We start from the raw sequence: 15,139 nt of genomic DNA on the forward strand, positions 1-15,139 counted from the left end.
GGAACTCCGCCCCATAAGCTGTGGGCATGGTCAACATCCTTCCACGAGCACAAGCTCGCTAGGTCAAGGAGTCAACAAAACCGGGGGCAGTCCCGACCCCTGGGCGCAGGAGTTCGCGTCTGCGGGGGTGGATCTCGACGTAGTAGATCGAGCCCGCGCCCGGGGCGAGGCGCCGGTGGGTCCGGTGACGGACTGGCCGGTATTCATGGCCGAAAGGGTCCCGCACCGTGGCCTGCTCAAGGTGCTCCAGCCCCGCGAGCAGCCCATCGACGTCCCTCAGCGTCGCCGGGTGTGTTTCTTCCCCGACGACCTCCAGCACCCACGCCGTCCCGTTGGAACTTCCGGCGCATTCGAGGGTAAGGGTTTCAAACAATTCGGCCACGAGGGCCTCGCGGGTTGCCGGGAAGAAACGCTGCAGGCGATGTGCCTGCAGGTTCCGGTGCCGGTTGTTCTTCCATGCCTGGCGGAGCCAGTTGAATTCCACAGGCCCGAACGATCGGCCAAGGCACAGGTTCCTGTTTTTATCCAGGGTGAGGCGGCAGTTGTCGCCTTCCCGGTCAAGGATGCAAGCTGCTTCGTCCACGTACTCGAGGTCTTCCAGCATCGCGCCCTCGGACGGGTAATACGTGAACTCGCCGACGTCATCGACCACGACGTAATCTTTCGGGCGCGTGCCCGGGACCTTGGCATCGGGCACCGTTCCCTTGGTCAGGGCAATGCGCTTCATCGTGAATTCATCTCCTGTGGAGGACCGTTCATAGCCCGGATGGCTGTGGATTCCTCCCTTTGATCAGATCACCGAACACAGCGCTCTCCCGGATCTTAATGGGATACATATGCCGGCAGGCGCAGATTTAGCACTCTCTTAACGGGCAGGCGTCGAGCAATGGCGGCAGGCATGGCAGACTTCGGCCATGAGTATCGAGCACTGGTGGCCAAAGCTGAAGCCGTCTACCCGGAAATGGCTGATCGAGAACAACGGCGACGCGGTGTCTCCGGAAGTGGTTGAAGAGATCACCCAAGTTGGAGGCGTCATTACTTCCGATGCGTGGTGGGTTGGTCGGAGTGGGCCTTCGGGATTCTATTTCTCGGACGAGGCGGTCGACTGGATCGAAGCGGTGGCGAACGGCGAGGTGCTGGAGCGGCCCTGACAGCACGGCTGCCAGGGCACCTTGCCCTTCAGGTCAAGCCGCCCTCAGCCCACGTGGACCCACGGGCGCCGGCTGACATCGGGTTCGGCTTCACGCAGGACTTCCCGGGTGACCGGGGCGATCTCTCCTTCGCCGAGGAATAGGAAGCGAAGGAGATTGATGACCGGGTTGCCTTCGGTCCAGCGGAAGTAGATGTGCGGCATTAGGCCGGTCACGTCGCGGATGTGCAGCAGCACCGACGCAATGGTGTTCGGGACCACGGGTCCGTGGACTTCGAGGATCTGGTGTCCGTGCCGGACCACGCCGTGGACTTCGAGTGCGGTCTCGAAGTCCGATGAATCATCCACGATCACTTCGAGGAAGAGCGCCTGGTAATCCACGGGAATGTGGCTGACCTCGATTGCCGAGGTGAGTTTGTCCCGGTAGGCCTCCGCCGTGAGTCGGAGGGGTTCGTGGGCGATGAGCGCAATCGGGCCGCTCAGGTTGGTGGACATGAACTCGAGCGCCTGGCGGTCCAGGTGGACGTGGGTGGCGTGGAGTTCAAAGGAGCGCCGGATCCTGGAAAGCAGGGAGATCACGATGATTCCCACGATAAAGATCGCGGCGATCCGGATGCCTTCGGGACGTTCGAAGATGTTGGCAATTGTTGTGTAGATGAAGACGAGGGCGATGATGCCGAATCCGACAGTGCGCTTGCGCTGCCTCAAGCGGCGCGCGGAGAGGGTCACCGCCACGGCTGCCGATGTCATCAGCACCAAGACGCCGGTGGCATACGCACCGCCCTGGGCATCGACGTCGGCGTTGAAAAGGAAGGTGATCAGGAACCCGATGAGGGTGAACACCAACACCAGCGGGCGCACTGCCCGGGCCCATCCCGGTGCCATTCCGTATCGCGGCAGGTACCGCGGTACCAGGTTCAGCAGCCCAGCCATGGCGGAGGCGCCTGCGAACCACAGGATTGCGATGGTACTTAGGTCGTAGACGGTGCCGAACCCCACGCCGAGATATTCGTGCGCCAAAAACGCCAGGGCGCGTCCATTAGCTTGGCCGCCGGGCTGGAATTCCTGATCCGGAATCAGCACAACGGTGGTGAAGCTCGTAGCGATAAGGAATGAGCTCATGATGACTGCTGCCGTGGTCAGGAGGCGGCGGGTTCCCTTGATCCGTCCGGCAGGGTTTTCCTCGGTGTCCGAGGCACGTCCACGGATCTGGGGCATCACGGCGACTCCGGTCTCAAAACCGGACAGGCCCAAGGCGAGTTTGGGGAAAACGAGTAGCGCGATACCGATCACCATGAACGGGTTTCCGTGTGAAGTCGACAGTGCATGCCACCAGTCGCCCACTGCGACCGGATGGGCGAACACCTCCACGAACGTTGAGAACACGACGACGACGTTGAGGCCCAGATAGACGAAGACGAGAACGACCGCCACGCCGATGGCTTCCTTGAATCCACGCAGGAATACCGCTGCCAGCAGGGCCAGCAGGAACAACGTCACCAGGATGTTCTGTCCCTGCAACCAGCCCGGGGCGAGCGGATTCTGGATCGCGTGGGCCGTGGCATCCGCGGCCGAGAGGGTCATGGTGATCATGAAGTCCGTTGCCGCGAACCCGAGGAGGACGAGGACGAGGAGCTTCCCTCCCCACCGTGGCAAGAGGCGCTCCAGCATGGCGATGGATCCCTCGCCGCGGTGGCTTTCTCCGGCGACGCGGTGGTACACAGGCAGGGCGCCCAACAGGGTTACGGCCACTAGCACGATGGTGGCCAAGGGGGAGATCACTCCCGCGGCCAAGGCTGCGATGGCCGGCTGGTAGCCGAGCGTGGAGAAGTAGTCGACGCCGGTGAGGCACATGACCTGCCACCACGAATGCTTCTTCAGATGGGAATCGCCCACCGCACCTGGGCCTTGGTGCGATCCTTTGGAGTCCTGCAGTCCGAACAGCAACCATGTCCGCAAGGAAGACATACCACTGGGCCGTGGGGCCGAAGGATCAGCCGGGGGCCTGCTCAAGGTAGTCATGGTGTCCTTTCCGCGCGACGCGCAGGCACCGCGATCATTGCTGAAGATAGCACCGACTACAGGTGTTTTCGCTGGTTGAGGGCGATCTTGATGAATCCTTAACGTCGATGTCCCGGAAGCAGCGTCGCACCTGTTAAGAAGCCGTCAAGATTCGGCCTTGCCGTGTTAAGGAACCATCAGGAACCGATTTTCGCGGCCTGCCAAGGAGTTGACTGACATCAGCCCCGCAAACGGGGCGCGGATGAAAGGACGTTCCAGTGGCCGACGTGGCTGTTGTGGGGATCTTCGTGGTGTCCATGGGGATCGTAATGTGGATTGCCCACCTTCTGGGCAAAATCGTCGACGGCGATGGGCCGGTGAACGGGCAGTGAGCGCGGACGCCGTGATGTGGTTGGTCCTGTTCATTGCAGGCCTGAGTTTGTTCGGCTACTTGCTGGCCGTCTTGATCCACCCGGAAAGGTGGTGATTCCGGATGGTTTTCAGCATTGCCTCCTTCGTCACCCAAGTCGCTATTTTGCTACTGCTGTTGGTTTTGTCGCACAAGCCGCTGGGCGTTTACCTCGCCAGCGTATTCGAGGGCAAGAAGTCAACCCGCGTGGAACGGCTGTTCTACCGGTTGTCCGGGGTGGACCCAAATACCGAACAGAGCTGGTCCATCTACCTGCGCAGCGTGCTGGTCTTCTCCGCCGTGTCCATCCTGGTGGTGTTCCTGCTCCAGCGGCTCCAAGGTGTCCTGCCCGGGAACAATTCCCTGCCCGGCGTAGATCCTTGGACGGCCATGAACACGGCCATCTCCTTTGCCACGAACACCAACTGGCAGACGTACGTCCCCGAAGCCACCGTGGGTATCTTCGTGCAGATGTGCCTCCTGGCGGTGCAGAACTTCCTCTCCGCTGCCGTCGGAATCGTAGTGGTGGTCGCCCTGATCCGCGGCATCGCGCGGACCCGGACGGACAGGTTGGGAAACTTCTGGGTGGATCTGGCCCGCACCTCGTTCCGGGTGCTGCTCCCGATGGCGACCCTTGTGGCCGTTGTGATGGTGATCGGCGGCGTGGTCCAGAACTTCTGGTCCACCGACGTCGTGAACCAGGCAACGGGTGTCACCCAGACGATCCCCGGAGGTCCGGTCGCTTCCCAGGAAGCCATCAAGGAACTGGGAACCAACGGCGGCGGCTTTTTCAACGCCAACTCTGCCCACCCGTTCGAGAATCCGAATGTCTTCATCAGCATGTTCGAAGTCTTCCTGCTCCTGCTCATCCCCTTTGCTTTGCCATATGCCTACGGCCGCATGGTCGGAGACCAGCGGCAGGGGTACACGGTAGCCGGGGTCATGGGCACGCTCTGGCTGACATCCACGGCACTGATGGGTTGGGCCGTCGCCTCTGCGCAGGGAACGGCAACCGCTGCGGCAGGAGGTCTGGGGGAAGGATTTGAACAGCGGCTGGGACCGGCCACGAGTTCCATCTTTGCCACGGCCACCACCCTGACATCCACCGGTGCGGTCAACGTCGCGCACGATTCCCTCCCGCCCCTGGCCGGCGGTGTCGCCATGGTGAACATGATGCTCGGCGAAGTGGCCCCCGGCGGCACGGGGTCGGGGCTTTATGGCCTGCTCATCCTCGCGATCGTCTCCGTGTTCATCGCCGGGCTCATGGTGGGCCGCACTCCCGAATTCCTGGGCAAGAAGATCGGACCGCGGGAAATGAAGCTCGCGGCCATGTACATCCTCGTGACACCCACCTTGGTGCTTGCCCTGGCCGGGATCACCGTCCTGCTTCCGGACGCAGTGGCCAACGCGCCGGCCTCCGGACCGCACCAATTCAGCGAAGTGCTCTACGCCTTCACCTCCGGAGCCAACAACAACGGCTCGGCCTTCGGCGGGATCACCACCTCCGGACCATATCTGTCCGTGATGATGAGCCTTGCCATGTTGCTGGGCCGCTATGTGCCTATCGTGCTGGTGCTCGCCTTGGCGGGTTCCCTGGCGAAACAACCCAAGATCCCGGCATCATCCGGAACGGTCCCGACGCATGGCTGGCTCTTCGGTTCCCTCTTGCTCGGCGTCACCGTGATCATGACCGCCTTGAGCTATTTCCCGGCCCTCTCCTTGGGCCCCCTCGCAGAAGGACTCCTCAAATGACCAAGTCCGGCACGGCAACTACCAAGTCCAACACGGCATTAGCCTCGGACACCGCCGCCCAGACCTACGCGGACGGCAATCCCCTGGGTACTCCAGGGGAGCACAAACACCACACCAAGGCACCGGCCAAACTGGACCTTGCCAGCATCCGCTCTGCCCTGCCGGTCGCAGTACGGAAGCTGGGGCCGCGCCAGATGATCCACTCTCCCGTGATGTTCACCGTGCTGGTGGGAGCGGCCCTCTGCACAGCCATCTGCATCCTCAAACCAGCCGTGTTCGGCATCTCGGTGACAATCTGGCTTTGGCTGACCGTGCTCTTCGGTACCTTGTCCGAAGCCATCGCAGAGGGCCGGGGCAAGGCCCAGGCAGACAGCCTCCGAGCCAGCAGGAAAGGTGTTGTAGCCCGGCTTCGGCTTGCCGATGGCACCCTGAAGGAAGTACCGGGAACGGAACTCCGGAAGAACGACGTCGTCATTTGCGAAGCCGGGGACATCATCCCCTCCGATGGAGAGATCATCGAAGGCCTGGCAAGCGTGGACGAATCCACCATCACGGGTGAATCGGCGCCCGTCATCCGTGAATCCGGCGGCGACCGCTCCTCGGTGACCGGCGGCACCAAGGTCCTTTCGGACCGCATCGCCGTCCGCATCACGGCTGAGGCGGGCGAAACGTTCATCGATAGGATGATCAAGCTCGTGGAAGGCGCCGTTCGGCAAAAGACCCCCAACGAAATCGCCCTCCACGTCCTCCTTGTCTCGCTCACCATCGTGTTCCTGGCGGTCACCATGAGTTTGGCGCCGTTCGCTTCCCTGCCGGGTGCAACGCCTTCGCCGATCGTGCTGGTGGCGCTGCTGGTCTGCCTCATCCCCACGACCATCGGGGCGCTCGTGCCGGCCATCGGCATCGCAGGCATGGACCGCTTGGTGCAGCACAATGTCCTGGCTACGTCCGGCCGCGCCGTGGAAACCGCCGGAGACATCACGACGCTCCTGCTCGACAAGACCGGCACCATCACCTACGGCAACCGCCGCGCGGTCAACTTCTTCCCCGCCCACGACGTCGACCGGACCGAACTCATCGAAGCAGCCCGGCTTTCCAGCCTGGCCGACGAAACGCCCGAGGGACGCTCGATCGTGGAACTCGCGGCAGAAAAAGGCGTCAGCGGCCCGGACCTGGCTGCCCTCCTGAAGGGCTCGGAGGACTTTGCCGTTGTGGAGTTCAGCGCCAGCACCCGCATGAGCGGACTGGATCTCGATGGGCGGCAGATCCGCAAGGGCGCCGCAGCCGCCGTCGCGAAGTTCGTCGCCGACGCCGGCGGCCAGACGCCCGCGGAGGTCGACCACAAGGTGCAGGAGATCTCGGCCCAGGGCGGCACCCCGCTGTTGGTGGCCGGCGTCGGGAACGACGGCGGAGCCCGCGTCCTGGGGACTATCCACCTCGCCGATGTGGTCAAGCCGGGCATGCACGCCCGATTCGCCGAACTGCGGAAGATGGGCATCCGGACGGTGATGATCACGGGGGACAATCCCATCACGGCCAAGGCGATCGCCGCCGAAGCCGGGGTGGATCACTTCGTTGCCGAGGCCACTCCGGAAGACAAGATGGCCGTCATTAAGGAAGAGCAGGCCGAAGGGCGGCTGGTGGCCATGACCGGCGACGGCACCAACGATGCCCCCGCGCTGGCAGCGGCGGATGTCGGCGTCGCCATGAACTCGGGCACGCCGGCCGCCAAGGAAGCTGCCAATATGGTGGACCTGGACTCGGATCCCACCAAGCTCATCAACATCGTGGGCATCGGCAAACAGCTGCTCATCACCCGCGGCGCCCTGACCACGTTCTCGGTGGCGAACGACGTCGCAAAGTACTTCGCGATCGTCCCGGCCCTGTTCACCTCGGTGTTTCCGGGGCTTGGCCGCCTGAACATCATGGGCCTGGCCTCGCCTTCCTCGGCCATCCTGTCCGCGGTGATCTTCAACGCCTTGATCATCATCGCCCTGGTTCCGCTTGCCCTGCGAGGCGTCAAATACCGTGCCGTCTCGGCGAACCAGGCCCTGGCCCGGAACCTGGCGATCTACGGCCTGGGCGGTCTCATAGCGCCTTTCATCGGGATCAAGCTCATCGACCTGCTCATTTCCCTCATCCCCGGCATCGGCTAGGAGTCCATCATGAATACCCTTCCCGGATATCTTCGGCAAGCAGGAACGGCCCTGCGGTTCCTGATCCTGGCCACCGTGGTCCTTGGATTGATCTACCCGCTGGTGGTTTTCGGTATCGGCCAGGCCGTTGCGCCCTTCCAAGCCAATGGCTCCATCGTGAAAGACGCGGCGGGCAAGCCCGCCGCTTCGGCCCTGATTGCCCAAGTTTCTGCCAACGACGCCGGCATCCAGAACCCGTTGTGGTTCCACGCCCGCCCCTCGGCAGCCAAGTGGGACCCGGGGGCATCCACCGCCAGCAACCTGGGCCCCAACGATCCCAAGCTGCTCGACGCCGTCAAAGCCAACCGTGCTGCCATCGCCGCCGCAGAGGGGGTCAAGGAATCGGACGTACCGGCCGACGCCGTGACGGCGAGCGGTTCCGGGCTGGACCCGCAGATCTCGGTAGCGTATGCCCGCCTCCAGGTGCCCAGGGTGGCCAAGGCACACGGGCTGAGTCCTGAGACGGTGCAGGCCATGGTGGACCGGCGCACCGTCACCGGTCTTGAAGCCTTCCTGGGGCAGCCGTCCGTCAACGTCACGGAGCTGAACCTGGACGTAGCCGCAGCGGCGCCCGCCTCAGCGGCGCCGGCCAAGTGAGGGAAGCCCGGGCCAGGATCCGCGGGAGCAACCGCCGCGTTCAACAAGTGAAAGAATGACCACATGGCACGGGCAACGCTGCGCATTTTCCTCGGGGCAGCCCCGGGGGTAGGGAAGACCTACGCCATGCTCGAAGAAGCCCACCGGCTGCGCGGGCGTGGTGAAGACGTGGTGGTGGCTTTCGCCATGGACCACGGGCGCAGCGACACCCGTGCCTTGATGGACGGCTTGGAAGTCATCCCGCCGCGCAGCATCGCGTACCGGGACACCGCATTCGAGGAGATGGACCTCGACGCGGTCCTGGCACGCAAGCCGCGCACCGCCGTCGTCGATGAATACGCCCACTCGAATGTCCCCGGAAGCCGTAATCCCAAGCGCTGGCAAGACGTCGAGGAACTGCTCGACGCCGGCATCAACGTCCTCTCCACCGTCAACGTGCAGCACTTGGCTTCCCTTGGCGACGTCGTCAGCGCCATCACGGATGTCCGGCAGGCGGAGACAGTGCCCGACGACGTGGTGCGGCGGGCCGATCAAATCCACCTCGTGGACATTTCACCGGAGCTGTTGCGGCAACGGCTGGGCGACGGCAAGATCTATTCGGCCGACAAGATCGACGCCGCGCTGTCCAACTATTTCCGGATGGGCAACCTGACGGCACTGCGGGAACTGGCACTGTTGTGGCTGGCTGACCGGGTGGACGAAGGGCTCGCGAAATACCGTTCGGAACAGGGGATCGAGGCGAGCTGGCCCGCCCGCGAACGCATAGTCGTTGGCCTCACCGGAGGCCCCGAAGGCGAAGTCCTCGTCCGCCGGGCCGCCCGGATCCTCAAGCGCGTCAACGGCGGCGACTTGCTCGCGGTGCACGTCCGCGCCGCCGATGGTGTGGCCTCGGAATCTCCCCAGGCGCTGGAAGCCCAGCGCCTGTTGGTCCGGGATTTGGGCGGCAGCTACCACACCGTGGCAGGGGAGGACCCGGCGAAGGCCTTGCTTGACTTCGCCCGCAGCGTGAACGCGACGCAGATCGTCGTCGGGATTTCCCGACGCCGGAGTCTCGTCGCCAGGCTGACCGGCCGGGGGATCGGCAACCGGGTGGTACGTGACTCCGGCGATATTGACGTGCACATGGTTTCGCATCCGTTGGGTGGCCGGGGCGTCGACCGTCCGCGCCAGCGGGACCTTGGCCGCACCAGGGTGATCGTTGGATTTGCAATGGCGGTGGTCCTTCCGGTTCTTTTGCAGCTCCTGCTGGCCGCGAGCCCTTCTCACAGCATTGCGACGGCGGTGCTCCTCCAGCTCACGGGCTCGGTTGGCGTGGCATTGGTCGGCGGGTTGTGGCCCGCCTTGCTCGGTGCATTCTGGAGCAGCCTGTTGGTGAACTTCTTCTCCATACCGCCCGTGGGAACCCTGACCATTAGCGACCCCGACAACATCCTTGCCTTGCTGGTCTTCGTGGGCGTTTCGGCCGCTGTGGCGGCCGTGGTGGACGTTTCGGCCAGGCGCTCCAAGGAGGCCGCCCGTGCCCGTGCCGAGGCCACCACCCTGGGCGATCTCACGCGTGGGGCATCGAGCGCCGACGACACCGTGGAAGGACTCTTGAACCAGGCCCTCGACGTGTTCCAGATGCGCGGTGCGGCACTATACAGAGCCGCGGGTTCCACCGGCGCGTCGGCCACCGGCTCGTCGGCCACCGGCGTGGCGGCCACCGGCTGGCGGCTCGTCGCGAAGGCCGGAGAGGCCGCACCCCTCCCTCCCGACAGCGGCGAAAACACCGAACAGGTCGACGCCGGAACCCGGTTGGTCCTGTCCGGCCGCGTTCTGCCAGCCAGCGACCGCCGTTTGCTCAGCGCCTTCGGCGCGCACCTTGCCGCCCAGCTTGAGCGACGACAACTGGCCGCGAGCCGACGTGAGGTCAGGCGCTTGGCGGAGAGCAACTCCATGCGCACCTCCATCCTGCGCGCCGTGTCCCATGACTTGCGGACGCCGCTGGCCGGCATCAAACTGGCCGTGGGCGGCCTGCGGCAAAGCAACGTCCATTACACGCCCGAGGAAGAGCAAGAACTGCTGGCAACCATCGAAGAATGCTCGGACAGGCTCGACGTCCTCGTGGGGAACCTCCTGGACATGTCCCGCATTACCTCCGACTCGGTGAACGCCCTCATTCGCCCGGTGCGCTGGTACGAAGTGATCCCGGCCGCCCTGCATGGCGTACAGCCGGGACGGGTGCGCGTCGACCTGCCCGGAAACATGCCGGAGATCGACGCCGACGCCGGAATGCTGGAACGCGTCATTGCAAACATCGTGGAGAACGCCATTAAGTACGCGCCGGATTCCGACGTGGTGCTGGTGGGAGCCGCGGGTGGCTTCAGTTCTTCGACCCTGGATGGGAGGCCGTCCGGAGAGCTGCGCATCATCGACCACGGCCAAGGAGTCCCCGCCGAAAGCGTGGTTAGGATGTTCCAGCCATTCCAGCGGCTCAACGACGTCCCTACCACCACCGGGGTTGGCCTGGGGCTCGCCGTGGCCAAGGGATTCACGGAAGCGATGGGAGGCACGCTCACCGCGGAGGAGACTCCGGGCGGCGGCCTGACCATGGTCATTCGGCTTCCGCTCTCCACAGGGGTCGCGTTCCCGAATGAGGAAGCCCAGGCGCCCATGGAAGCGCAATCGGTTCTTTTAGAGCGTCGCCACGTGCCGCCGTCGGGCAGCTCAGATAGCGTCTCCGGGGAGGCAAGATGAGCAACGTCCTGGTGGTGGACGACGATCCCCATATCGTCAAGGCGCTGCGGATCACGCTCCAGGCCCACGGTTACACCGTAGCCACCGCGGCCGACGGCGAATCGGCCTTGCGCTCTGCGGCCCAGCACCCGGTGGGGGTCTTGATTCTCGATCTGGGCTTGCCGGACATCGACGGAACCACGGTAATCACCCGCTTGCGCGAGTGGAGCAGCGTGCCCATCCTGGTCCTGTCCGCGCGGCACGGCTCCGACGACAAGGTTGAAGCCCTGGACGCGGGCGCGGACGACTACATCACCAAGCCCTTCGGGCTCGACGAGCTGCTGGCGCGCCTCCGGGCGATCCTGCGGCGCACCGCAGATCCGGGCGAAGAAGCACCCGTGCTGGTAACTGAATCATTCACTGCGGACCTTGCCATGAGGCGGGTGACGCGCGACGGCGAAGACGTCCGGCTGACGCCTACGGAGTGGCGGATCCTGGATCTCTTCGTGCGCAATCCTGAGAAGCTGATCACCCAGCAGCAGCTCCTCAGCCAAGTCTGGGGCCCGGCCTACGCCAAGGAAGCCAACTACTTGCGCGTGTACATGGCGCAGCTCCGGCGGAAACTCGAACCGGAGCCCGGGAACCCGCGCCACCTGATCACCGAGGTCGGGATCGGGTACCGGTTCATGCCGTGAGCCTGGCTGCCAGGGCTGGAACGCCTTGATCTTCAAGCTCCATGGCCCCTCCGGCCCCGACGAGCCGCGCATACGCGCCGCCGGCATCACGGAGTTCGCCGGGCGTTCCGAACTCAACGAGGGCACCCCGGGCCAGCACTGCAAGCTGGTCAGCTTTCTCCACTGTGGAAAGCCGGTGGGCGATGGTGAGCGTAGTCCGGCCAACGGATAGCCGGTCGAGCGCCGCCTGGACCTGGGCCTCGGTAGCGTTGTCCAGGGCGGAGGTGGCCTCGTCGAGGACCAGAACTTTGGGGTTGCGCAGGATGGTCCGGGCAATGGCCAGGCGCTGCTGTTCTCCTCCGGAGAACCGGTGGCCACGGGCGCCGACCATGGTGTCCAAGCCGTCGGGCAGGCCCGCGATCAGGTCCGCGATCTGCGCGGCGGCCAGTGCGCTCCACAGGACTGCGTCGTCCGCGCCGGGCGAGGCCAGCAACAGGTTTTCCCGGATGGTGTCGTGAATCAAGTACGTCTCTTGGGACACGACACCCACGATTTTCGTCAGGTCCTCAGGGGCGATGTCGCGGACGTCAACCCCGTCAATGATGATCCGTCCCGCTGTGGCGTCATGTAAGCGGGGGACCAGCGAGCCCAGCGTCGATTTCCCGGAGCCCGTGGGGCCCACGATTGCGGTGCTGGTGCCGGCCGGAAGCGTGAGGTCGATGCCGAGCAGGACATCAGTGCCACCGTCGTACGCGAAACGGACGCCCTCGAAGCGGACCTCGCCGCGCACTGCGGCCGGGTCCAGGGCGACGGGCCGCGCCGGGGCCGTGATCTCGGGGGTCAGGTCCAGGTACTCAAAGATGCGGCTGAACAGGGCCATCGCGGTGACCCATTGGACGCCGAGGTCCAGCAGGCTCATGACGGGACGGAAGATGGCGGACTGCAGCGCGGTAAACGCCACGAGCGTGCCGATGGTCATGCCTCCGCTCGTGACGGGCAGTCCAGCGGCGAGGTAGATGAGCGCCGGAATGGCCGAGAAGATGATGCCCATCGTAGACATCCGCCAGCGGCCGGCCAATTGGGAACGCATCTCCAGGCCGATCAGCCGCCTGGAGCTTTCCGTGTAGCGGTGGGCATCGCGCTTGGTGGTTCCGAGCGTTTTGGAGAGCCGGACGCCGGAGACCGACAGTCCTTCCTCGACCTGCGTGTTCATGGTGGCCAGTTCGCTCTGGAGCGTGGACGTGATGTTGCGCCGGAGCAGGGCCACGCGGCGGGTGAACCATACAGCCGGCGGGATCACTATCAGGGACAGGAGCGAGAGCCCGGGTGAAATGGCCACCATGGCGATGGCGGTGGCAATGGCCGTGGTCAGGTTGGATGCAACACCGGTCGCGGTGGAGGTGATGACCTGCTGCAGGCCGGAGATGTCGTTGTTCAACCGAGACTGCACCTCGCCGCTTCGGGTCCGGGTAAAGAATCCCAGTGATTGCCGCTGCAAGTGGGTGAACAAGCGCGTGCGCAACGTGTGCATGATCCTCTGGCCCATGCCCGTGGTCATCCAGGTCTGCAGCACGCCGATGAGTGCGGTTGCGGCTGCTACGGCAACCAACCCGGCGGCCAGCCATGCGAGAAGCGGAAGATCCTTGCCGGGCAGCGCGACGTCGATGATGTGGCGGACCAGGAACGGCTGGGCCAGGCCGATGATGCTGGACGCGCTGATGAGAAGCACGACGGCGGCAATGGTCATCTTGTGCGGCGTGAACAGCCCGGCGATCCGTTTGAGGCTCACGGGATGCTGCTTTAACTGCGTGCGGTCGGCGGGATTGAGGCGGGCGGGGCCGCGGCCGGGATTTCGGGCTCCAGCGCCCGGTCGATGGGGATTTTGGGTGAGGATGTTCTCCGTCATAAGCACCACCTCCAGTGGCGAGCGGGGCGCGGGAATCGCGCCCACTAATACAGAGGCTACCTCACTATGTGGTTGCAGGTCAAATTGCTAGACTGGCAGCATGCACTCACAGCCCTCTGATTCTTCCGACCTTGGCGATCTCTTCCATGCCGCTTTCCGGGGGCTGCGCCGGACCTGGGCCGAGCAGCTGTCGCCCTGGGAGCTGACGCCGCACCAATGGCGGGCGCTCATGACGCTGATGCGTCCGGCGCCGGGGGAGCCGATGCGGCTGAAAGACTTGGCGGAGCGACTGCGCATTGCGCCGCGTTCGGCCACGGAAGTTGTGGACCAGCTTGAAGTCAAGGGCCTCGTCCGTCGCGATCCGGACCCCACGGACCGGCGGGCCACGCTTGTCGCCGCCACCCCGGCCGGACAGCAGCTCTACGCGAAGGTCAGCGCCGAACGGCGCGGCAAGTCCTCCGAGTATTTTGCCCGGCTCAGTGCAGAGGATCGCGCTGAGCTGGCCCGGATTCTTGGTCAGCTTAGGGATTGAAGCCAACGCCGCCTCTCTCCTAAGTTGCCGTGGAGTAGGTAGAGTCGAAGCCATGACTCGCCGGAAGGTTCCAGTTGCCCTCGTCGCGCTCCCTTTCGCGTTGTGCCTGATCGCACTTGTGCCAGCGCAGACTGCAGGGGCCGCATCCTGCGATTCGCAAGGCCTTTTGGGGGTGGTTGGCATGTGCTCTCCCGGCGGCTCCCCATCTCCCCGGCCGTCGGGCAAACCCACCCCGTCCGCCACGGCCATCCCACCGGTACAACCGCAACCCCAGCCGGACCCCGGCGTCGCGATTCCTCCCGGCGGCGCTTCAACGACGGCGCCGGCGCTGACTGCCGAACCGGCACCCACCCAGGTGGCGCTACCCGCTACAACCACGGCAGCAGTGCCTTCGCCGATCGTTTCCAGCCCGAGCCCCTCGGCGCAAAATTCAGCCTCGGCGGCCGCCGCCCGGATCGACCCCGGCTCGCCGGCCCAGGGCGACCGTCCCCTCGCCCCGACCATCTCAGTGGCCGGAATCCTGGTGGCCTTCGGCGGAAGCCTGATTGCCGCGGGCGGAGTGGTGGGCCTTAGAAGATTTCCGCCGCTCTAATCCCGGCCTAGAACGCGGACCCTCCGCACCCCGGAACGAACCACTTACAGCCGCCACGGCGGTCGCCAAGCAGGTGTTCGCCGAGTAGCCGAGTTCACGTCGGATGGTGCTTGGCGCCCGCTCCCCGGTCGCTGCCGGAGCTCAGGCCTGCGGGGTCTGCCCTTGGAGGGAGGCAATCTGTGCACGCGCGGCTGCGATGAGCTCCTCATTAGTGTTGGCGTGGCCGTTGAGGCCCCAGCCGCCGTCGGGGGCTTCCGTGAGCAGGACCCAGGTCCGATCGGGCAGGGTCGGATCCGCGGCCGCCGTGGCGACGAGCGCGGTGAGTTGTTCGACCAATGCGAGCTGCTTTTCACGGTTCAATGCACCCGCGTTCGTGAGCACCTGGACGCGCACGTAGTTGCTGTCGCCGTCGACATTCGACAGATCCCCCTCTGGGAGTTCATGGATGAATGCCGCCGTGTTCTTGCGGAACATCGGGATATCCGGCACCTGCTCCACCCGCATCACCGTCGACGCCAGATCGACGGCGAGCCGGTGTTTGTCGGCGAAGGTCCCGGTCGTGGCGTACACGTCGATCATGGGCATGATGCTTCTCCTCTTCGGTACAGGTCAACCG

Annotated in this window: 13 protein-coding genes; 9 read left to right on the forward strand and 4 right to left on the reverse strand. The window is 64.8% G+C overall.

The genetic code is table 11. The features are described 5' to 3' along the window. Positions 1-58: 58 nt before the first annotated feature. Positions 59-727, reverse strand: coding sequence for a hypothetical protein (locus tag AB0323_RS21105; RefSeq protein ID WP_366179077.1), 669 nt, complete (start codon positions 725-727; stop codon positions 59-61). Positions 728-914: 187 nt separating this feature from the next. Between AB0323_RS21105 and AB0323_RS21110 the strand changes: the two genes are divergently transcribed. Beyond that, complete coding sequence (locus AB0323_RS21110; RefSeq protein WP_366179078.1) at positions 915-1,151, forward strand: hypothetical protein; 237 nt, start codon at positions 915-917, stop codon at positions 1,149-1,151. A 44-nt stretch (positions 1,152-1,195) separates the two neighbouring features. Here AB0323_RS21110 and AB0323_RS21115 read toward each other — a convergent pair whose 3' ends face one another. Then, a complete protein-coding gene (locus AB0323_RS21115; protein WP_366179079.1) occupies positions 1,196-3,172 on the reverse strand; it encodes an amino acid transporter in 1,977 nt (658 codons plus the stop codon). 385 nt (positions 3,173-3,557) lie between these two features. On the opposite strand from AB0323_RS21115, the gene AB0323_RS21120 reads away from it, so the two are divergent. The 6 genes from AB0323_RS21120 to AB0323_RS21145 all read left to right on the forward strand — a co-directional run bounded on the left by AB0323_RS21120 (position 3,558) and on the right by AB0323_RS21145 (position 11,514). Further along, a complete protein-coding gene (locus AB0323_RS21120) occupies positions 3,558-3,638 on the forward strand; it encodes a potassium-transporting ATPase subunit F (RefSeq protein WP_366179127.1) in 81 nt (26 codons plus the stop codon). 6 nt (positions 3,639-3,644) lie between these two features. Further along, entirely contained in the window at positions 3,645-5,312 is a 1,668-nt protein-coding gene (gene kdpA, locus AB0323_RS21125) for a potassium-transporting ATPase subunit KdpA (protein ID WP_366179080.1), read from the forward strand. Then, a complete protein-coding gene (gene kdpB, locus AB0323_RS21130; protein WP_366179081.1) occupies positions 5,309-7,468 on the forward strand; it encodes a potassium-transporting ATPase subunit KdpB in 2,160 nt (719 codons plus the stop codon). The genes kdpA and kdpB overlap by 4 nt, the downstream gene beginning before the upstream one ends. A 9-nt stretch (positions 7,469-7,477) precedes the next feature. Then, complete coding sequence (gene kdpC, locus AB0323_RS21135) at positions 7,478-8,104, forward strand: potassium-transporting ATPase subunit KdpC (RefSeq protein WP_366179082.1); 627 nt, start codon at positions 7,478-7,480, stop codon at positions 8,102-8,104. A gap of 63 nt (positions 8,105-8,167) precedes the next feature. Continuing rightward, positions 8,168-10,840 carry an ATP-binding protein gene (locus AB0323_RS21140; RefSeq protein WP_366179083.1) on the forward strand — a complete coding sequence of 891 codons (2,673 nt, stop codon included), beginning with the start codon at positions 8,168-8,170 and terminating at the stop codon, positions 10,838-10,840. Further along, on the forward strand, positions 10,837-11,514 hold the full coding sequence (locus tag AB0323_RS21145; protein WP_366179084.1) for a response regulator: 678 nt from the start codon (positions 10,837-10,839) through the stop codon (positions 11,512-11,514). The genes AB0323_RS21140 and AB0323_RS21145 overlap by 4 nt, the downstream gene beginning before the upstream one ends. Here AB0323_RS21145 and AB0323_RS21150 read toward each other — a convergent pair. Then, positions 11,504-13,399, reverse strand: a complete 1,896-nt coding sequence (locus tag AB0323_RS21150; RefSeq protein ID WP_366179085.1) for an ABC transporter ATP-binding protein — start codon at positions 13,397-13,399, stop codon at positions 11,504-11,506. The genes AB0323_RS21145 and AB0323_RS21150 overlap by 11 nt on opposite strands. 100 nt (positions 13,400-13,499) lie before the next feature. Here AB0323_RS21150 and AB0323_RS21155 point away from each other — a divergent pair, with 100 nt between their 5' ends. Then, complete coding sequence (locus AB0323_RS21155; RefSeq protein ID WP_366179086.1) at positions 13,500-13,931, forward strand: MarR family transcriptional regulator; 432 nt, start codon at positions 13,500-13,502, stop codon at positions 13,929-13,931. Positions 13,932-13,983: 52 nt separating this feature from the next. After that, positions 13,984-14,523, forward strand: coding sequence for a hypothetical protein (locus tag AB0323_RS21160; RefSeq protein ID WP_366179087.1), 540 nt, complete (start codon positions 13,984-13,986; stop codon positions 14,521-14,523). A 141-nt stretch (positions 14,524-14,664) separates the two neighbouring features. Here the strand turns inward: AB0323_RS21160 and AB0323_RS21165 are convergent, their stop codons facing one another. Next, entirely contained in the window at positions 14,665-15,108 is a 444-nt protein-coding gene (locus tag AB0323_RS21165; RefSeq protein WP_366179088.1) for a hypothetical protein, read from the reverse strand. Positions 15,109-15,139: the final 31 nt, after the last annotated feature.

The sequence above is a fragment of the Arthrobacter sp. NPDC080031 genome (genome assembly GCF_040702485.1).
GTDB lineage: Bacteria > Actinomycetota > Actinomycetes > Actinomycetales > Micrococcaceae > Arthrobacter.